Genomic DNA, 19,202 nt, shown 5'->3' with positions numbered 1-19,202 from the left:
TACGACTGCTCCGCAGCCGAACGGGGATAAAGCCCCTCGCCACACAAGCCCGCTCTCACAGTTGGATTGCGTGGCCGCCTAAATTTCCGGCCACTTTCCTCGTTTACAGGACAGCTCCCCGTCCCTGGTTTTGAACGACGGGCCGATTTCCATTGGCCGGAACCCTGCATGAAACGTCCCCGACAAACCCGACGCGCCCTGCTTGTAGCACTTTGCCTGATCCCCGTTATCGCCGTCGCTGCCTGGCAGGTCATCCCGCCCGGACGGGACAAATTCGCCACTGTGCAAGTCGGCCGGGGCGATATCGAAAGCAGCGTCACAGCCCTCGGCACCTTGCAGCCTCGACGCTACGTGGACGTCGGCGCACAGGCGTCCGGGCAGATCCAGAAGATCCACGTAGAAGTCGGTGACGTGATCAAGGGAGGCCAGTTGCTGGTGGAAATCGATCCTTCAACGCAACAGGCCAAACTCGACGCCGGGCGTTTCTCCATCGAAAACCTCAAGGCCCAACTCGAGGAACAGCGGGCGCAACACGAACTGGCCCGACAAAAGTTCCAACGCCAGCAGCACCTCAAGGCCGGCGGTGCCACGCGCGAGGAAGACGTGCAAACCGCCCAGGCTGAACTGCGCGCCACCCAGGCGCGCATCGACATGTACCAGGCGCAGATCCGCCAGGCCCAGGCCAGCCTGCGCAGCGATCAGGCCGAGCTCGGCTACACGCGCATTTACGCACCGATGTCCGGCACCGTGGTCGCACTCGACGCCAGGGTCGGCCAGACCCTGAATGCGCAACAGCAAACGCCGCTGATTCTGCGCATCGCCAAGTTGTCGCCGATGACGGTCTGGGCCGAGGTGTCGGAAGCCGACATCGGTCACGTCAAACCCGGCATGACGGCGTGGTTCACCACCCTCAGCGGCGGCAAACGCCGCTGGAGCAGCACCGTGCGGCAGATTCTGCCAGTGCCGCCCAAGCCTCTGGACCAGACCAGTCAGGGCGGCGGCAGCCCGGCCAGTTCGAGCAAAAGCGGCAGCGCCCGCGTGGTGCTCTACACCGTATTGCTCGACGTCGACAACGCCGACAACGCACTGATGGCGGAAATGACTGCACAAGTGTTCTTCGTTTCCGACCAGGCGAAAGACGTACTCACCGCGCCCATCGCCGCGTTGCAAGGCGGCATGCAAGCGGACATCCAGACCGCACAAGTTGTTGCCCAAAACGGCCGCATCGAGCAACGCGAGGTGCGCACCGGCATCAGCGATCGTCTGCGGGTACAGATCCTCGACGGTTTGCAGGAAGGCGATCACCTGTTGATCGGCCCGGCCGACGGGAGTGGCGGCTGAATGCTGACGCCCCTGATCAATCTGCAGGACATCCGCAAATCCTACGGCGGCGGCGATTCTCCGCAGGTTCACGTGCTGCGCGGCATCGACCTGTCGATCCACGCCGGGGAATTCGTAGCGATTGTCGGCGCCTCGGGTTCCGGCAAATCGACGCTGATGAACATCCTCGGTTGTCTTGATCGCCCGACCTCGGGCGAATACCGCTTCGCCGGAGAAAACGTCGCCGCACTCGACAGCGACGAACTGGCCTGGCTGCGTCGAGAAGCCTTCGGTTTTGTGTTCCAGGGTTATCACCTGATTCCCTCCGGCTCGGCCCAGGAAAACGTCGAGATGCCGGCGATCTACGCAGGCTTGCCAGCCGCCGAACGCCACGCCCGCGCCGCCGCCCTCCTGGACCGCCTCGGCCTCGCTTCGCGCACCGGCAACCGTCCGCACCAACTCTCCGGCGGCCAGCAACAACGGGTGTCCATCGCCCGCGCCTTGATGAACGGCGGCCATATCATCCTCGCCGACGAACCCACCGGCGCCCTCGACAGCCACAGCGGCGCCGAAGTCATGACCCTGCTCGACGAACTGGCGAGCCAGGGCCACGTGGTGATCCTCATTACTCACGACCGCGAAGTCGCTGCACGGGCCAAACGCATCATCGAAATTCGCGACGGCCTGATCATCAGCGACAGCGCGCAGGACAACCTCGAGGTGCAAACATCGGCCAACCCCGGCGCCTTGCAAGCCGTGGACTTGCGCAAGCGCTTGAGCGAAGGTGCAGAAGCCACCGGGGCCTGGAAAGGCGAACTGGTGGACGCGGTCCACGCCGCGTGGCGGGTGATGTGGATCAACAAGTTTCGCACCGCGCTGACGCTGCTCGGGATCATCATCGGCGTCGCCTCGGTAGTGGTGATGCTCGCCGTCGGTGAAGGCAGCAAGCGTCAGGTGATGGCGCAAATGGGCGCGTTCGGCTCGAACATCATTTACCTCAGCGGCTCGGCACCGAACCCGCGAACGCCGCCGGGCATCATCACTCTCGCTGACGTCGCGGCGGTGGGCAGCCTGCCGCAGGTGACGCGCATCATGCCGGTCAACGGCCAGGAAGCCGGGGTGCGCTTTGGCAACCTCGACCACTTGAGCTACGTCGGCGGCAACGACACTAACTTCCCGGCCATTTTCAATTGGCCTGTGGTCGAAGGCAGCTATTTCACTCAGGAAGATGAACGCAATGCGGCAGCGGTTGCGGTGATCGGCCACAAGGTACGGACCAAATTGCTCAAGGACGTGGCCAACCCGATCGGCCAGTACATCCTGATCGAAAACGTGCCGTTCCAGGTGGTCGGCGTGCTCGCGGAAAAAGGCGCCAGCTCCGGCGACACCGACAGCGACGACCGCATCGCCATTCCGTATTCCGCCGCGAGTGTGCGGCTGTTCGGCACCCACAACCCCGAATACGTGGCGATTGCGGCGGCTGATGCGCGCAAGGTCAAAGAGACGGAAACCGCCATCGAGCAGTTGATGTTGCGTCTGCACGACGGCAAAAAGGATTTCGAATTGACCAACAACGCGGCGATGATTCAGGCCGAGGCAAGGACGCAAAATACCCTGTCGCTGATGCTTGGTTCGGTAGCCGCGATTTCGTTGCTGGTGGGCGGGATCGGCGTGATGAACATCATGCTCATGACCGTGCGCGAACGCACCCGCGAGATCGGCATTCGCATGGCCACCGGCGCCCGGCAGCGCGACATCCTGCGGCAGTTTCTGACCGAAGCGGTGATGCTCTCGGTGGTTGGCGGCCTCGCCGGCATTGCGCTCGCGCTGATCGTCGGCGGCGTGTTGGTTCTCAGCGAAGTCGCGGTCGCGTTCTCGTTGATAGCGGTACTCGGTGCCTTCGGTTGCGCCCTGGTCACCGGTATTGTTTTCGGCTTCATGCCGGCTCGCAAAGCTGCCCGGCTCGACCCGGTCACGGCCCTTACCAGTGAATGATCGATCTATGAAAGCGCCACTCAGCCTGTTGACCCTCTGCGTGTTGCTCAGTGCGTGCGCCAGTCCCGATCCGCGTCCGGACAGCGGCTTGCAACCGCCGCCCACCTGGCAATCGGCGCACAGGGAAAACGCCCCGTTGCGCAATGCCCAGTGGTGGACGCACTTTGGCAGCCCGCAGCTCGATCAACTGATTGAACAGGCCCGCGTCGGTAGCTATGACCTGGCGGCGGCACTGGCGCGAGTTCGTCAGGCCCGGGCGACGACCGTGATTGCCAGCGGTTCGCGGCTGCCGGAAGTGAAGTCAGCGGTGAACGCCAATCGCCAGAAGCTGATGCGCGGCAACGGCTACAGTCAACTGGACGCCGACAGCAGCGACAAGGCGGTGGATTCCTTCGACGCCAGCCTCAGTGCCAGTTATGAAATCGATTTCTGGGGCGGCCAGCGCGCCACTCGCGACAGTGCGAAATTCGGCCTGCATGCCAGTGAATTCGAGCGTGACACGGTTGAGTTGACGCTGCTCAGCGCGGTTGCCAGCACCTATGCGCAAGCCTTGTCGCTGCAAGAGCAGCACCGTATCGCGCAGCTCAATCTGGCGAATGCGCAAAAGGTTTTGAACCTGGTACAAACCCGCTTCGACGCCGGCTCGGCCACCGCCCTGGAGCTGGCCCAACAAAAGAGCCTGGTGGCCGCGCAACAACGACAGTTGCCGCTGGTGCAGCAACAAGGCGAAGAAGCGCGGATCACCCTCGCCGCCCTCCTCGGCCGTCCCGTTCAACAATTGAAGCTTGACGATCAAGACTTCGACCAACTCAGCTGGCCGGTCATCGGTGCAGGCGTTCCAAGCGATTTGCTCAACCGGCGCCCGGACATCGCTCGCGCCGAAGCGCAGCTGGCAGCCGCACGCGCCGACGTGACCGTTGCCCGGGCGAAAATGCTGCCCACCGTGACATTGAGCGCCCAGATCGGCTCTGGCGCCGACACGTTCAACGATGTGCTGCGCAGCCCGTTCTACAACCTCACCGCCGGATTGGTCGCGCCGATCTTCAACAACGGACGTCTGAGCGCAGAACGTGACAAAGCCACGGCGCGCCAGGAAGAGCTGCTGGAAACCTACCGTGGCGCGATCATCAACGGATTCGCCGACGTGGAAAAAGCCCTCACCGGCATTCGCGGACTGGACGCCCAACGCCGGTGGCAAAATGAAGAGTTGAGCCAGGCGCAAACGGCTTTCGACATTGCGCAAAGCCGCTATCAGGCCGGGGCCGAGGATTTGCTGACGGTACTGGAGACGCAGCGCACGCTGTATGCCGCGCAGGATCTGAATGTGCAGCTGCGGCTGTCGAGGTTGCAGGCGAGTATTGCGTTGTACAAGGCGCTTGGGGGTGGGTGGCAGGTTTTATAGATTGTTGGTGTCTGTCAAGGCCGCCTTCGCGGGCAAGCCCGCTCCCACATTAGTCCTGCGTACACAGGTCCATTGTGGGAGCGGGCTTGCTCGCGATTGAACGATAACGCGGTATCTCTATTAACTGATAATCGGCCTGGCCTTCAGATTCCGCGCATACCAAGGCCGTTGCGGCACCTTGCGGAACAGATCCGCCAACTTCTTCTCGTCTTCACCAAAGGTAATCCGCAACGCCAGCTTCATGGTTTCCGGGTCCATTTCCACCGACTTGCCCACCTGCAAACCCGGTGTGGTGTTGCAGCCATGGGTACTCGGTCCAAGCCATGGGTCATCGATCTCGACCCAGCGACCGGGCGCGAACCACGGCACGCCATTGACCTCCAGCCGACTGACCTCCCCCGGATGAAAGCGCTCGTGCGCGCGGAACCAATCTTCAAGACGGTCGTCGATCCAGCCGTGGAAATGCCAGAACACCGGGTTCACATGGGAGGAGAACGGGTCACCGAGGAAGTCGTTTACCGCCGCGAACCAGCGGGCGGAAAAGTCCGCCGTATCGCGTGCAAACGGCACGGGCTGACCGTTAGACGGGTCGCGGGGTACTGACGCCCAGCGCATGTGCAACCAGTCATGCAGGCCCAGTTCGACTTCGGAACCGAACTGTCCCAGGGTCATTTTCGACAAGTAACGCGGGTCACGGTATCGCGATTCCCAGACCTGAAAATTGCTGTGATAGGTCTCGGCGGTCTTGAGATCGGCGACCCACTGCGAGTACTCGTCATCGTCATCAGCGCGCCACGCGGGTGGCAGTGCGGTGCCGTCGTGGTTGTCGAAGTAACGGGCAAAGCCTTGGCGATCGCGGACCAGCTCTGGCTGCGGCAACGGAAATTGTTGCCAGGAAGGCAGGTCTTGTAAGGAGCGTGCGGTGCCGAGCATATGCCGGTGCATGAAGAAAAAATCGATGCCCGAGCCGTTGCGGTCCTTGCGCGGCCCGCGTGCATCGCGCTCCTTGTCCCGCAGCCCCGGCTGCCAGCCGATCCCGCGCAAGGCGTTGCGTTTGTCGTCGGACAAGGTGTGCCATTTGTCTCGCGAAGCGTGCCAGAGTTGATGGAACAAGCGATGCTCGGGGGAAATCAGCCACGCCAACAACGCCGGCCCCAGGCCCGTGCGCTCGCGCGCTTCAGGGAACACTTGTTTGACCGCGACGAAACGATTGTCCTGAGCGGTCAAGGCCAGCGGACGATCCAGCCGCAGCACGCGACCACTCAAGGTGCCGCTGCCGGCATTGCCGAAGGCGGCCCAGACCTCGTCCAGTTTGAAGGTGAATTCGTAATCCGGCGTGCCGGTCGCGGATCGGGTATCGATCAGGCGCCAGCTCAGTTCGTTGGTACTGCTGACGGTCAGATCGCCGAGGACGCGATAGCGCGGCGTCGGTTCGCCGCGTAGCGCATCGAAAGTATCCAGAAAGCCGTTGAGCCCACGCCCCTTGTGACCGACATCGAGCAACACCTGCAGGCCCTCGCTGGGCAAGCCGTCGAGCCCGGCGTCACGGCCTTCGAAACGAATGTCCCAGACACCCTGCAGCGTATTGGCCAGACGCTGCCCCGCCACATCCGCGACGTCGAATGACGCTTCGCCGGGGGTAATCGTAGGGTCCGGTTTTGTCAGTTCGCGATGCCCGTAATACGCCGCAGGCACGGCGGCGCCGGTCAGCGCCAGACCCGCCAGGAACCATCGTCGAGAAATCGTCATTGCCCTACCTGTGTCAGCCATGGAGCAGGCTTTATCCAAGCTAGAACGTTTGCTGCCCCGATAAATTTAGAAGCTTCGCGAGCAAGCCCGCTCCCACAGTGGACCGAGGTGTACGCAAATCAAATGTGGGAGCGGGCTTGCTCGCGAAGAGGCCCTCAGCCCCCCTAAATTTCCCACTCGGCCACTCGTTCTCCCCAGATAGCAAAGGCCCCCGCGCCTGCACCTCGACGGCGAACCTGACTGAGATGGCAATGACAAAACCTCGTTCGAAAAAGGCTCTTTTCATCGGCCTGCCCCTGGCGCTGGCCATCGCCGGCGCGGCAGGTTTTGCGGCCTGGGATTATTGGCTCAACGACAACCCCGGCTACCCGGTCGCGGTGATGAAGCAGGCGGATGAACTGCAAGATCGCATCCTGTCGTTCGACAGTCACATCACCGTGCCGATGGATTTCGGCACCGCCGAAAACGAGGCCGACAAGGACGGCAGTGGCCAGTTCGACCTGGTCAAGGCTGCGCGCGGACGCCTGTCCGGCGCGGCGCTGACCATTTTTGGCTGGCCCGAAATCTGGAACGGTGACAACGCCCCGCACCGCCCGACGGCCGGGTTCATCGACGAAGCCCGTCACGAGCAGGAAACCCGCTACAAAATCATCAGCACCCTGGTGCGCGATTTCCCCAATCAGGTCGCCATTGCCTACACCCCGGACGACTTCCGGCGCCTGCACGGCGAGGGCAAGTTCGCTGTGTTCATCAGCATGCTCAACGCCTACCCGCTGGGTAACGATGTCAACGCCCTGGACAAATGGGCCGCTCGCGGGATGCGCATGTTCGGCTTCAGTTACGTGGGTAACAATGCCTGGGCCGACTCGTCCCGGCCGCTGCCGTTTTTCAATGATTCCCGTGATGCGCTGGGCGGCCTGTCGGAGCTGGGCAAGCAAGCGGTGCATCGCTTGAACGACCTCGGGGTCATCATTGACGTGTCGCAAATGTCGACCAAAGCCCTGGAACAAGTCAGCCAGTTGAGCCGCGCGCCGATGGTCGCCTCGCATTCGGCACCACGTGCGTTGGTGGACATCCCGCGCAACCTCAGCGATGGCGAAATGCAGTTGATCCAGCACAGTGGCGGCGTGGTACAGATCGTTGGTTTCCCGACCTACATCAAGCCGCTGAGTCAGGCCACCCAGGACAAACTCAACGCCCTGCGCGCGCGCTTCGACCTGCAACCGCTGCAAGGTCTGGAGATGGCGCTGATGCCAGGCGACCCGGTGATCACCATATGGTCGGAACAACGGTTCGGTGAATACGCCAGTCAGCTCTACGGCATCCTCGATGAAGAACCGAAGGCCACACTCAAGGATTACGGCGACGCCATCGACTATGCGGTAAAAAAAATCGGCATCGATCACGTCGGCATCAGCTCCGACTTCAACGACGGTGGCGGCCTGAATGGCTGGAAAGACGTCAGCGAAGCCCGCAACGTGACCGCCGAACTGATCAGTCGCGGCTACAACGAGGCCGACATTGCCAAGCTCTGGGGTGGCAACTTCCTGCGCGTCTGGGACCAGGTACAGAAGTCCTCCAATCCTGTCGTTAATCACTGATGTCCACTTTTGCCAAGCGAACCGAATCCATGACCAACCGTCGTACTTTCCTCAAGCGGGCTGGCGTTATCGCGGCCGGTATTCCCCTGGGCTCTGCCGTCAACCTCCCTGCGCTGGCCGCCATGCCGGCGCCATTGCCCAGAGACAAATGGGCGCAGTTTCGCCAACTATTCAATCAGGATCCCGACTACCTGCACTTCGCCAATTTTCTGGTGACCTCGCACCCGCGTCCCGTGCGCGAGGCCATCGAGATGCACCGCGCCAATCTCGACCGCAATCCTGGCCTGGCCATGGACTGGCATCGCGGTGAAACCGAACGCAGGGAAGAAGAAGTCCGCGTGTGGGCCGGGCGCTACCTGAAAGCCAAACCGTCGCAGATCGCCCTGACCGGCAGCACCACCGAAGGCCTGGCGATGATTTACGCCGGCATCCATGTGCGTTCGGATCAGGAAATCCTCACCAGCGAACATGAGCACTACGCCGCCAATAGCGTGTTGGAATTCCGCACGCAGAAGGACGGCACCCAGGTTCGCAAAATCAAATTGTTCGAAGACCCGCACAAGGTTTCGACCGATGAAATACTGGCCTCGATTGTCCGTAACATTCGCCCCGAAACCCGCGTGCTCGGCATGACCTGGGTGCACTCCGGCAGCGGGGTTAAGTTGCCGATCGGCGAGATCGGCAAACTGGTCGCCGAGAAAAACCGCGAACGCGAGGAAAAGGATCGCATCCTTTATGTGGTCGATGGTGTCCACGGTTTCGGCGTGGAAAACCTCGACTTCCCGGACATGCATTGCGACTACTTTATCGCCGGCACCCACAAATGGATGTTTGGCCCACGGGGCACCGGGATCATCTGCGCGCGCTCCGACGAGATGAAGGACGTCACGCCGACCATTCCGACCTTCTCCGAAGCCACCACGTTCTCGACCGTGATGACCTACGGCGGGTATCACTCGTTTGAACACCGTTGGGCGCTGACCGAAGCGTTCAAGTTGCATCTGGACCTGGGCAAGGCCGAGGTTCAGGCACGCATTCACGAGATCAACAGCTACCTGAAGAAGCGCTTGCAGGAGCATCCCTCGGTGGAGCTCGTCACGCCGTTGTCGCCCGAGTATTCCGCCGGCTTCACCTTCTTCCGGATCAAGAACCGGGACTGCGACGAAGTGGCCAATTTCCTGATGGACCAGCGTGTGGTCTGCGATGCCGTCGACCGCGATGTCGGCCCGATCATTCGCTTGTCCCCGGGCCTGCTCAACACCGAGGCGCACATCGATCGCGTCATGACGCTGTTGGCCAGCAAGCTCTGAACTTTCGATTTCCCTTAGCGAGAACGCTCATGAAAATCATCCTGCACAGACTCGGATCGTCGCTCCCACAATGGGGGGCGCTGACAATGCTGGCATTGCTCGGCGGTGCGTTGCCCGCCGTTGCCCAGGCGTCCACCGCGCCGCTGCCGGGCAAGGTGTTCAAGGATTGCCGCGACTGCCCGGAAATGGTCGTCCTGCCTGCCGGCACCTTCACCATGGGAACGCCGGAAGGTGAAGTCGGTCGCGAACCCGATGAAGGCCCGATGCACGAAGTGACCTTCGCCAAGCCGTTCGCCATGAGCCGCTACCAGATCACTGCCGGTGAATGGGGCCAATACCTGAAGGAAACCGGGATCACCCTTCCCGACGGCGACACCCGCCCCGGCCGCGAGTGCATCAACAGCAAACCGCGTTACCCGCAGAGCCCGCGTCATCCAGCGGTGTGCATGAACTTTGCCGAGGTCAGCGCGTACGTGGCGTGGTTGTCGATCAAGACCGGCCAGCACTATCACATTGTCAGCGAAGCACAGCGTGAATACGCCGCCCGTGCCGGCTCAACGGGGCCGTTCCCGTTCCCGTTCGATGAAGGCACCGAGTACAGCATCGCCACCCACGCCAACACCTACGGGCCAACGGATGGCTACAGCTACACTTCCCCCGCCGGCAGCTTCCCGCCCAACGCCTTCGGCATGTACGACATGCACGGCAACGTCTACGAGTGGATCGCCGACTGCGAACACAGCGATTACGTGGGCGCACCCACCGATGGCAGTGCCTGGGTCGAACCCCACTGCGAAGCCCTGCAGATTCGCGGCAACGACTGGGGCGAAGCACCGGTGTTCTCGCGTTCCGGCAACCGCAACAACATCTACCCGCAAACCCGTGGCGACTGGATCGGTTTCCGTGTCGTGCGCGATCTGCCGTCCAAAGGCTGAGCCCTTTCTCCTGCGGCCGCCGCCAGTCGGTGGCCGTCTAAATTAAACGCCTGACCACACGTTCTATTGGGTATCTGCCTCAACGACCCAAGGAATCCTTTCCTCATGACCCAGCCTACGCGCGGTGCAATTCATGAATTGTTCACCCTCCTGAAACCGTTCCGGCTGGTGGTCAGCCTGTCGATCATTCTGGGCATGGTGGGCGGTCTGAGCGTGACGGTACTGCTGGCGACCATTAACAATGCCCTGCATTCGGAAAGCGGCCTGACCCAAGGCGTGGTCGCCCTGTTTGGCGGCCTTTGCCTGCTGGCCCTGGCGAGTTCGATCTGCTCGGACATCGGCACCAACTATGTCGGCCAGCACATCATCGCGAAGCTGCGCAAAGAGCTCGGGGAAAAGGTGCTTTCGGCGCCCATCGAACAGATCGAACGATACCGCAGCCACCGATTGATTCCGGTGCTGACCCATGACGTCGACACCATCAGCGACTTCGCGTTCGCCTTCGCGCCGCTGGCCATTTCCCTGACCGTCACCCTCGGTTGCATGGGGTATCTGGCGCTGTTGTCGTGGCCGATGTTCCTGATGATGGTGTTGGCAATTGCCATCGGCACCAGCATTCAGTTCTACGCGCAGGGCAAAGGCATTAAAGGCTTCATGGCTGCCCGCGATGCGGAAGACGAATTGCAAAAGCACTACAACGCCATCGCCGGCGGCGCCAAGGAACTGCGGATTCACCGTCCGCGTCGCCAGCGCATGTTCACCTCGGGCATTCAGGGCACGGCGGACTTCATCTGCAACACCCAGGTGCGTTCGATCAACACCTTCGTGATCGCCAAGACGTTGGGTTCGATGCTGTTCTTCGTGGTCATCGGGTTGGCACTGGCGCTGCAATCGTTCTGGCCCAGCGCCGACAAGTCGGTGATGAGCGGCTTCGTGCTGGTGTTGCTGTACATGAAAGGCCCCATCGAACATCTGGTCGGGACCTTGCCGGTGGTCAGCCGCGCGCGGATTGCCTTCCGCCGGATCGCCGAACTGTCGAGCCAATTCTCTTCGCCCGAGCCGCACCTGCTGCTGAACGACACCGGCAAAAAACCGGCCGTGGTCGACAGCCTGCAACTGGACAATGTCAGTTATGCCTTCCCCGCTGCACCGGGCTGCGAAGCATTTCGTCTGGGACCGGTGAACCTGACCATCGAACAGGGCGACATCATTTTCATCGTCGGCGAAAACGGCTGCGGCAAGACCACGCTGATCAAGTTGTTGCTCGGGCTGTATGCGCCGCAGCAGGGCGCCATCCTGCTCAACGGCGAACGCATTGATGCGCAGAACCGTGATGACTATCGCCAACTGTTCACCACGATTTTCGCCGACTACTACCTGTTCGATGACGTGGTACAGGGCGATCAACACATTCCCGAAGACGCCAACACCTACCTGCAACGCCTGGAAATCGCGCACAAGGTCAGCGTCAAGGACGGCAGTTTCACCACCACCGACCTGTCCACCGGCCAGCGTAAACGCCTGGCATTGGTCAATGCCTGGCTGGAAGAACGACCGGTGCTGGTGTTCGACGAATGGGCGGCAGACCAGGATCCGACCTTCCGCCGGATCTTCTACACCGAGCTACTTCCGGACCTGAAGCGCCTGGGTAAAACCATCATCGTCATCTCCCACGACGATCGCTATTTCGACATGGCCGATCAACTGGTGCGCATGGAATCGGGCCGCGTGGTGACCGAGCGGGCGACCGCCTGAGCACCTTCGAATAAAAAGATTTCAACAATTTCCGGGGTTTGTTTTCCGGTTTCGTCGCAGTGACGCGTCTAATAATAATTATCATTAACTAAAAAACTGCACACCTCAGGAGCGATTTGAGCAATGCAAAGCCCTACCCTGTCCCGCGCGCCGTTGGCACTGGCCATCGCGCCGCAAAAGAAATTTCGAACAGTCGTGCCGGGGGCGTTGCTGACCCTGTTGCTGCTGGGCACGTCTGAAGTCCAGGCGGCTCCGGTGAACGTCAATGTTCCTTCGCAGTCGCTGGCCAGCGCGCTGCAGCAACTGGGTCAACAGACCGACCTGCAGATTCTGTACAGCCAGGACATGGTCAACGGCCTCAAGTCCACGGCGGTGTCCGGCAATCTGGAGCCGGGGCAGGCATTGAACACGTTGCTGCTGGGGAGCGGCATTACGTTTCAACTGACCGGCAACACCGTGTCGCTGATCCCGGTAGCCGGCAACTCCAGTGCGCTGCAACTGGGCGCGACCGCGATTTCAGACGTGGCACCGGGGCCGACCACGGAAGGCACGCATTCCTACACCTCCGATGAAGTCAGCATCGGCAAGGGCAACATCAAGCTCAAGGACATCCCGCAGTCGGTGTCCGTGGTCACGCGCCAGCGTATGGACGACCAGAACATGAACAGCCTGCAGGACGCGATGCGCCAGGTCACCGGTGTCACCATCAAGTCCTACAACTCCGGCTCCAGCCTCAATGACGTTTACATGCGCGGCTTCCTCGTTGACCAGGTGCAGGTGGACGGCGTATCGCAACCCACCGGCCAGGGCGACATGGGCACCAGCTTCGACCTGGCGATGTACGACCGCGTCGAAGTACTTCGCGGGCCGTCGGGCCTGTATCAAGGCGCGGGCGAACCCGGCGGCACCATCAACGTGGTGCGCAAGCGCGCCCTGAACAAATTTGCCCTCGGTGGCGAACTGGGCGCAGGGTCCTATGACCACTACCGCTCGATGGTCGACGTCACCGGCCCGTTGAACGATCAGGGCAACGTGCGCGGTCGCTTCATCACCGCTTACGAGAACAACAAATCCTTCGTCGACTCAGCCCAGAACGAACGCCCGATGGTGTACGGCCGCCTGGAATTCGATCTCGACCCATCCACGACGCTGTCGGTCGGCGGTGCCTACCAGCAGAACCACTCCACCCCGGCGTTCGGCTTGCCGGCATTCGCCGACGGCAAGTTGCTGGACGTATCGCGCTCGACCTTCGTCGATGCCAAGTGGAACACCCTGAACGAGAAAGTCTGGGAAACCTTCGCTGAACTCGATCACAGCCTGGACAACGGCGGTCAGTTCAAGACCACCGTGACCTACCGTGACGCAGAAACCCCACAGCGTAATTTCACCTGGGCCGACGGTACGGTCGATCCGGCGACCGGCGACAGCTCTGCCGTAGCGTATGACTACTACACCCACATCAAGACCATCGGCGTCGACAGCTTTGTGACCACGCCGTTCGAGTTCGCCGATCGCCAACACGAATTCACCGTGGGCGCCGAATATCAGCATCTGGATAAAGATTTCGAATACGGTGGCGGCGAGTACTTCCCGATCAACGTCTACAACCCGGGCAGCATCGACATTCCCAAGAACGACTATGAGCGGGTCAACGGAAACTGGTCCAAGTCCGATCAATACGGCCTGTATACCCGCGCCAAGATCAACGTCACCGACTGGCTCGACGTGGTCGGCGGCAGCCGCGTGACCTGGTACGAAAGCGACGCCAAGAACGCCAACGCCTTCTTCAACAACTTCGGCGAAGCCCACACCAGCATCAACCGCAAGGTCGTGCCTTATGGCGCGATCATCGCCAAGCTCACCCCGGAATTGTCGGCTTACGCCAGCTACACCGGTGTGTTCAAGCCACAAAGCGAGTTGGGCAGCGACAACACACCGATCGGCCCACGCAAAGGCAAGCAATACGAAATCGGCCTCAAGCGCGAGTTCTATGACGGCCGCCTGAACGCCAGTATCGCGATGTTCCGCATCTACGATGAAAACCGCGCCGAATTCAACGCCGATACCGGTGGCAACGAAGCGCAAGGCAAGGCACGCAGCCAAGGCTGGGAAACCGAGTTGAGCGGCAACCTGACCGACAACTGGAGCATCGTTACCGGCTACGCCTTCACCAGCACCAAGTTGGTGAAATCTGACGACGCAACCGAAGGCAACACCTTCAGCACCATCACGCCTAAACACAACTTTAACCTGTGGACCAAATACGACTTCACCGACGGCGCGCTCAAAGACTTCAGCGTCGGCGGCGGCGTGCGAGTGGTCAGCAAGACCTGGTATCAGCGTGACGTGCGCTTCGAACAAAGCGGCTATGGCATCGCCACCGCGCAGGTGGGTTACAAGTTCAACGAAAACCTGTCGGCGACACTCACCGGCAACAACCTGTTCGATCGCAAGTACTACGACCGCGTGGATGGATCCTGGGGGACTAACTTCTACGGGGATCCGCGCAATTTGACGTTGACGTTGCGGGCTCAGTATTGATTGCTGCGCACGTTAAATGTTGAACACCACCGGGCCGCTTTGCGGCCCGGTTTTGTTTTCATCATGGCCGTCGGCGACGCCACCCTTGATCACACAACGGGCGCCCGGTGTGACCTAAGGATGTGACAACGGGAACGTCACAATAAATTCACTACCTTTACCTTCACCTTCGCTTCGGCCAACAATCTTCCCGCCGTGCGCTTCTACCAGCTCACGGACCACGGTCAGACCAATGCCCAAACCTGGTCCGCAGAAGCCTACGGCGTTGGCGTCCCGCACATAGGGATCGAATATGAAAGGAAGTGTCTGTGCGGAAATGCCGATGCCGTTGTCGCAAACACTTATTTTCAACATGTCGGCGTCTAACGTAACGGATAACTCGACGCTACCCTCATTTGGGGTGTACTTGACCGCATTGCTGAGAAGGTTGTGCAGAACCTGCGTGAGGCGCACTGAGTCACCATTCATCACCAGCGTTTCATAGGGAAAACGGGTGCTGAAATGCAGATTTCTAGCCGCCATCATCGGGCGGCACGCTTCAATAGCAGTATTGATGACGTGGATAATGTCGAGATCGGCGCGATTGAGACTCAACTTGCCACTGGTGACGCGAGACACGTCCAGCAAATCCTCAACGATGCGGGACAAATGCTGAACCTGGCCCTCAATCAGCGAGCGCATCCGGGGCAGTTCTACGCTGGGCATGCTGACCATGCGCTCTGCAATCATGCTGATCGGAGTCAACGGATTGCGCAACTCATGGGCCACTTTCGCGAGAACACCTTTCTGACGTGCCAATGCCTCTTCAGCCTTTAATTGCATGTCTTGAGCGCTAAGAGCGGCGATAACAAGCTGCTCGTTTGCCTCAAGCAATTCCGGGTAAGGATCGGGTAATGCTGCATTTGCAGGCGGTGTGGGGTCTGATAGTGCCCCCAGCATCGCTAACACTAATTGTTGATTGGCCTCGATCAGACGCTCTGTTTGCAGGTTGTCTCTCAAGTCACTATTGACTTCGACCAGTTCTTTTTCCAGCGATATCAGGAGGGATCGAGCTTCGGCGATTTTTTTGCCCAACAGTAAGAGTTCGCGAGCGGCATTTGCCATCTCACGTTCCTTCCTGCTATCGGTTTCATTCATACACGATGCTCAATCATTTTCATCTCCGAGACGTGCGTTATCAGAGCGTTTTTTGGGTCGTCCACCCAACAATCCTTCCTGGCCGTGGAGCATCGCCCCCACCTGCAAACCGTTATCGTCAATATGGTAGAGACGAAGTTCATCCGAGTGAGCACTGGACCGAACCTTCACCACACCCATGATGCGCAGCAGACGGCTGTCCACTTCGATGTAACGTTGAACGATGATTGCATCGGTCAAGAACGCTGTACCGTAAGGGCTGAACCGTAGGTCGGTGTACCGGTCTTCAAGTTCCGAAGTCATCAGCACAGTCACACCAATACCGGTCAATGCTGTAACGAGCCGCGATAACGATTCACGAAAGTCTTCGCGGAATGTGGGTGCCACCGCCATCTCAAAACCTGAAAGGGAGTCGATGACCACTCTTGTGGCTCCCAAACGGCGGATCTCCATGAGCAGCAGGTAGACGATTTCGTCAATAGACAGGTCTGTCGCGTGACTCTCTACCAGTCCAACCTTGTCATCTAAAATCAACGCCGCGAGGTCAGCATTGCGCAAGCGATTCGGGCGTTGCTCAAAAACAGCGATTACCCCGGTTTCACCGTTACGAGCACCCTCAGCGAGGAACGTAGACGCCAGAATACTTTTTCCTGACCCTGAAGGACCAGCGACCAGCAGCGAGTAACCCTTGGGCAGCCCCCCGCCAAGCATTTGATCAAGACCTGGCACGCCCATGTTCAGCCGTGCAGGTTGTTCATTTGTGGAAGGCGACAGCGCATCTTCAAGACCTGCGCTGGCGGGCGGAAAGACCTGAACTCCGGAACTGGCAATGCGGAAGGTATGCAGGCCCGGCAATGTAGGCTGGCCACGCATCTTCATGATTTCCATTTTGCGAACCATGGAATTGCGCTGGACACTCTGACGCAGCCAGATCAGGCCATCCGCCACGGTAAAAATCGGGTTGGTATCGTTTTCGTTGAAGTACTCGCCGATCAGGAAGGTGGTTGCTTGCCAGGTGGTCATCAACATGCCCAGTTGCTGAACGAACTGGGGCAGATTGTTGTTTGGGTTTACCTCGGTCTGGCTCGCCAGCACGACCGAGCGGAACGAGTCGACGAATACCAGGGCCGGGTTATGTTTCTCGACCTCGAAGACGATGCGGCGCAATACCTCGTCCAGATCGCCCGCAAGGGTGTCGTCAGCCAGGTTGATGTAGCGAACGGACTTGTTGATCGCGTCATTGTCGAAAAAATCGAATTGCTGTTGGTAACGCAGCATCTTCAGCGGTGGTTCACCCAACACAGTAAAAAACAGAGCCGGACGCTCCGGCGTCGCCAGGGCAAACATCATTTGATGCGCCAGGGTGGTTTTACCGCAGCCAGGGGGGCCGGCAATGAGATTAAAGGAAAACTCCGGCAAACCTCCACCCAGCACCTCGTCCAGCCCCGGTACGCCAGTAGCCAGACGATTGATTGTCACTTTGGTACTCATGACGAAGTTTCCTGCGCAGGTGGGGCGCTCGAGTTGTAGGCCCACACGTCGAGTAGCAAACGTGTGGACAGCGATGGACCGATCAACGTGGCCAGCAACTCGTAAAGCGCTTTTAACAATTCCTCGCCAAAAAAAATGGCGTCGATTTGAGTTTGCTGAATGAGGATGGATTTGAGATCTGTCAGATCCAGCGGGACTACCAGAGGTGTGTAGGTGTCAGCCATATGTGGATGCAGCGAAGTGAATAAGTGAAGACTACGGAGATAGAGCGCAGCGACCCCTCTCGGCCCGATGATTGGAACGAGGGAAGCACTTGTATCTTGAAGCATCGTAATGATCACATCAGCGACGTGATGAATGTCTGCGTTGTGATCCACCCGGAGCGCCAGGGACGCAACGATCCGGCGGCCCTCTTCGCTTTCCGTAGACATGGCTCAAAGATTCCGATGTGTGTCCGTGAAGTCTACACGGCCCGGATGGTTGAAGCGGTCTTTTCTGGAGCGCACATCACATGGACAATGGGTATGGTCGATTAGTGCACTCCGTGCGCACCACGGTAATCTGCGCCAATTTTAAGTTGATATGATTCAAGAACTTACAAACCGAGTAGAAAACATGAATCGTCGTAAAAAAATAAAGCAGTTATTAAAGGCTCACGCCAAAAAGGCAAGTGCCAAACTGGCACCGCAAAGCAAGTCTAAATACATCAGTAAAGCTGATCGATTGAAATTGGCTGCTGAATCCAGTCACGACTCAATCATTTCCACTGAGAGCTGATCGTCGCTCAAGCAAAACGTTCAAGATTCCGATTCGATCCGCCACTCCGGCGCTGGATCATCTGGAGCAGCAGGAGGTTGTGCAGGAGCCGGCCAGTAAGACCGCGCCAGGGTTCTTCGCGGGCAAGCCTTGCTCCTACAAAGTCACAAGCCGTTTGATCGTTCCAACGCGAGTGCGGGAACGATAAACGCAAGTGGGGTCAACTCAAACTTTCAGTAATCTGCGCCGCCAGTTGCTCCAGCATCCTGGGCACTTCCTGGACCATCTCGCCCATGCGCGCGAAGTCGTGGGTCATGCCCGCTTTCACATCCAGCATTACAGGTTGTCCGGCGGCGCGGAGTTTTTCCGCCCAGGCCAGGCCTTCGTCCAGCAGCGGGTCGTATTCGGCCAGCCACAGTATCGTCGGCGTCAGGCCTTGCACGGTCTCGGCGAACAGCGGTGAAAAGCGCCAGTCGCGGCGATCATCAACGCTGCGTTGATACTGCTGATAGAACCATTCCAGCGTGGTCGCTTCCAGCAGATAGCCTTCGGCAAAGCGTGCGAGGGACGGACGTTTTTCCACGGCGTCGATCACCGGGTACAGCAACACTTGCACCCTTGGCATCAGCGGCCAGGCTTGCGGGGCTTGGGCGATGGCGATCGACAAGGAAGCCACCAGGCTGCCGCCGACGCTGTCACCCGCCAACGCAATGCGTGTGGCGTTTAGTCCAAGGGCGGCGGCTCCGGTGGTCGCGAGCCAGCGCGTCACGTCTTCGGCATCCTCGTAAGCCGTAGGAAAACGCTGTTCCGGGGCTAACCGATAATCCGCCGACAGCACCGCAAAACCACCCGCCAGCGCCAGACGTCGGCACAGGGTGTCGTGGGAATCGAGGCTGCCGACCACGTAACCACCGCCGTGAAAATACAGCAGCACCGGGCGCTCTTGAGTGCCCAGGGACGGGCGAGCGTAAAGACGCGCATTGAGCAAATGGCCGTCTCGCGCCGGAATACTGACCGAGGTCACCGTCAGCGCGCCCATCGGTGCAGCATCGAGCAATGGCGAGGTCTGTTCGAATTGCTGGCGCGCTTCGGTCGGGGTCAGCTCGTGCATGGGCAGGCTTTTGCCGCTGAGGCGGCCGAACTCGGCCAGTTCTAGAAAACCTTCGATGTCCGGGTGCAGTGCCATGGGCGGTCGTCTCCAAAAAAATGA

General features: G+C 59.9%; 14 protein-coding genes. 9 read left to right on the top strand and 5 right to left on the bottom strand.

Annotation, left to right across the window (positions count from 1 at the left end):
• Positions 1 to 168: 168 nt before the first annotated feature.
• From ACYZT9_RS09400 to ACYZT9_RS09390, 3 genes are read left to right on the top strand one after another with little or no spacing between them, the layout of a single operon-like run.
• Positions 169 to 1,341: an efflux RND transporter periplasmic adaptor subunit gene (locus tag ACYZT9_RS09400; RefSeq protein WP_462009537.1), complete on the top strand. Its 1,173-nt coding sequence runs from the start codon at positions 169 to 171 to the stop codon at positions 1,339 to 1,341.
• On the top strand, positions 1,342 to 3,315 hold the full coding sequence (locus ACYZT9_RS09395; RefSeq protein ID WP_462009536.1) for a MacB family efflux pump subunit: 1,974 nt from the start codon (positions 1,342 to 1,344) through the stop codon (positions 3,313 to 3,315).
• Between the two features lie 7 nt (positions 3,316 to 3,322).
• On the top strand, positions 3,323 to 4,717 hold the full coding sequence (locus ACYZT9_RS09390) for an efflux transporter outer membrane subunit (RefSeq protein ID WP_462009535.1): 1,395 nt from the start codon (positions 3,323 to 3,325) through the stop codon (positions 4,715 to 4,717).
• 120 nt (positions 4,718 to 4,837) lie between these two features.
• On the opposite strand, the gene pvdP is transcribed toward ACYZT9_RS09390, so the two are convergent.
• Complete coding sequence (gene pvdP / locus ACYZT9_RS09385; protein ID WP_462009534.1) at positions 4,838 to 6,466, bottom strand: pyoverdine maturation tyrosinase PvdP; 1,629 nt, start codon at positions 6,464 to 6,466, stop codon at positions 4,838 to 4,840.
• A gap of 251 nt (positions 6,467 to 6,717) precedes the next feature.
• Here pvdP and pvdM point away from each other — a divergent pair, with 251 nt between their 5' ends.
• The 5 genes from pvdM to ACYZT9_RS09360 all read left to right on the top strand — a co-directional run bounded on the left by pvdM (position 6,718) and on the right by ACYZT9_RS09360 (position 14,608).
• Entirely contained in the window at positions 6,718 to 8,067 is a 1,350-nt protein-coding gene (gene pvdM / locus ACYZT9_RS09380; RefSeq protein WP_462009533.1) for a pyoverdine-tailoring dipeptidase-like protein PvdM, read from the top strand.
• A 29-nt stretch (positions 8,068 to 8,096) separates the two neighbouring features.
• Positions 8,097 to 9,377, top strand: coding sequence for a pyoverdine-tailoring periplasmic protein PvdN (gene pvdN, locus ACYZT9_RS09375; RefSeq protein WP_462009532.1), 1,281 nt, complete (start codon positions 8,097 to 8,099; stop codon positions 9,375 to 9,377).
• Positions 9,378 to 9,406: 29 nt separating this feature from the next.
• On the top strand, positions 9,407 to 10,312 hold the full coding sequence (gene pvdO / locus ACYZT9_RS09370) for a dihydropyoverdine dehydrogenase (RefSeq protein WP_462009531.1): 906 nt from the start codon (positions 9,407 to 9,409) through the stop codon (positions 10,310 to 10,312).
• Positions 10,313 to 10,417: 105 nt separating this feature from the next.
• Complete coding sequence (locus tag ACYZT9_RS09365; RefSeq protein WP_462009530.1) at positions 10,418 to 12,067, top strand: cyclic peptide export ABC transporter; 1,650 nt, start codon at positions 10,418 to 10,420, stop codon at positions 12,065 to 12,067.
• 123 nt (positions 12,068 to 12,190) lie between these two features.
• Positions 12,191 to 14,608 (top strand): TonB-dependent siderophore receptor, encoded by a 2,418-nt coding sequence (locus tag ACYZT9_RS09360; protein WP_462009529.1) that lies wholly within the window; start codon positions 12,191 to 12,193, stop codon positions 14,606 to 14,608.
• 114 nt (positions 14,609 to 14,722) lie between these two features.
• Here ACYZT9_RS09360 and ACYZT9_RS09355 read toward each other — a convergent pair whose 3' ends face one another.
• Genes ACYZT9_RS09355 through ACYZT9_RS09345 form a run of 3 tightly spaced genes read right to left on the bottom strand, consistent with a single transcriptional unit; the run spans position 14,723 to position 17,667 of the window.
• On the bottom strand, positions 14,723 to 15,745 hold the full coding sequence (locus tag ACYZT9_RS09355; RefSeq protein ID WP_462009528.1) for a sensor histidine kinase: 1,023 nt from the start codon (positions 15,743 to 15,745) through the stop codon (positions 14,723 to 14,725).
• Positions 15,746 to 15,754: 9 nt separating this feature from the next.
• Positions 15,755 to 17,236: an ATPase domain-containing protein gene (locus tag ACYZT9_RS09350; RefSeq protein WP_462009527.1), complete on the bottom strand. Its 1,482-nt coding sequence runs from the start codon at positions 17,234 to 17,236 to the stop codon at positions 15,755 to 15,757.
• On the bottom strand, positions 17,233 to 17,667 hold the full coding sequence (locus ACYZT9_RS09345; RefSeq protein ID WP_462009526.1) for a hypothetical protein: 435 nt from the start codon (positions 17,665 to 17,667) through the stop codon (positions 17,233 to 17,235). The genes ACYZT9_RS09350 and ACYZT9_RS09345 overlap by 4 nt, the downstream gene beginning before the upstream one ends.
• 184 nt (positions 17,668 to 17,851) lie before the next feature.
• Between ACYZT9_RS09345 and ACYZT9_RS09340 the strand changes: the two genes are divergently transcribed.
• Positions 17,852 to 18,013 carry a DUF2986 domain-containing protein gene (locus ACYZT9_RS09340; protein ID WP_462009525.1) on the top strand — a complete coding sequence of 54 codons (162 nt, stop codon included), beginning with the start codon at positions 17,852 to 17,854 and terminating at the stop codon, positions 18,011 to 18,013.
• Positions 18,014 to 18,212: 199 nt separating this feature from the next.
• Here ACYZT9_RS09340 and ACYZT9_RS09335 read toward each other — a convergent pair whose 3' ends face one another.
• Positions 18,213 to 19,178 (bottom strand): alpha/beta hydrolase, encoded by a 966-nt coding sequence (locus ACYZT9_RS09335; RefSeq protein ID WP_462009524.1) that lies wholly within the window; start codon positions 19,176 to 19,178, stop codon positions 18,213 to 18,215.
• Between the last annotated feature and the right edge of the window lie 24 nt (positions 19,179 to 19,202).

This window comes from Pseudomonas sp. ZT5P21 (assembly GCF_054897785.1).
The sequence above is the reverse complement of the archived record's forward strand: the minus strand, read 5'-3'. Positions and strand labels throughout refer to the sequence as shown.

Excerpts from the sequence above, each read along its gene's own strand:
- ACYZT9_RS09400 (WP_462009537.1), top strand. The coding sequence starts at position 169 with ATGAAACGTCCCCGACAAACCCGACGCGCCCTGCTTGTAGCACTTTGC.
- ACYZT9_RS09395 (WP_462009536.1), top strand. The coding sequence starts at position 1,342 with ATGCTGACGCCCCTGATCAATCTGCAGGACATCCGCAAATCCTACGGC.
- ACYZT9_RS09390 (WP_462009535.1), top strand. The coding sequence starts at position 3,323 with ATGAAAGCGCCACTCAGCCTGTTGACCCTCTGCGTGTTGCTCAGTGCG.
- pvdP (WP_462009534.1), bottom strand. The coding sequence starts at position 6,466 with ATGACGATTTCTCGACGATGGTTCCTGGCGGGTCTGGCGCTGACCGGC.
- pvdM (WP_462009533.1), top strand. The coding sequence starts at position 6,718 with ATGACAAAACCTCGTTCGAAAAAGGCTCTTTTCATCGGCCTGCCCCTG.
- pvdN (WP_462009532.1), top strand. The coding sequence starts at position 8,097 with ATGACCAACCGTCGTACTTTCCTCAAGCGGGCTGGCGTTATCGCGGCC.
- pvdO (WP_462009531.1), top strand. The coding sequence starts at position 9,407 with ATGAAAATCATCCTGCACAGACTCGGATCGTCGCTCCCACAATGGGGG.
- ACYZT9_RS09365 (WP_462009530.1), top strand. The coding sequence starts at position 10,418 with ATGACCCAGCCTACGCGCGGTGCAATTCATGAATTGTTCACCCTCCTG.
- ACYZT9_RS09360 (WP_462009529.1), top strand. The coding sequence starts at position 12,191 with ATGCAAAGCCCTACCCTGTCCCGCGCGCCGTTGGCACTGGCCATCGCG.
- ACYZT9_RS09355 (WP_462009528.1), bottom strand. The coding sequence starts at position 15,745 with ATGAATGAAACCGATAGCAGGAAGGAACGTGAGATGGCAAATGCCGCT.
- ACYZT9_RS09350 (WP_462009527.1), bottom strand. The coding sequence starts at position 17,236 with ATGAGTACCAAAGTGACAATCAATCGTCTGGCTACTGGCGTACCGGGG.
- ACYZT9_RS09345 (WP_462009526.1), bottom strand. The coding sequence starts at position 17,667 with ATGTCTACGGAAAGCGAAGAGGGCCGCCGGATCGTTGCGTCCCTGGCG.
- ACYZT9_RS09340 (WP_462009525.1), top strand. The coding sequence starts at position 17,852 with ATGAATCGTCGTAAAAAAATAAAGCAGTTATTAAAGGCTCACGCCAAA.
- ACYZT9_RS09335 (WP_462009524.1), bottom strand. The coding sequence starts at position 19,178 with ATGGCACTGCACCCGGACATCGAAGGTTTTCTAGAACTGGCCGAGTTC.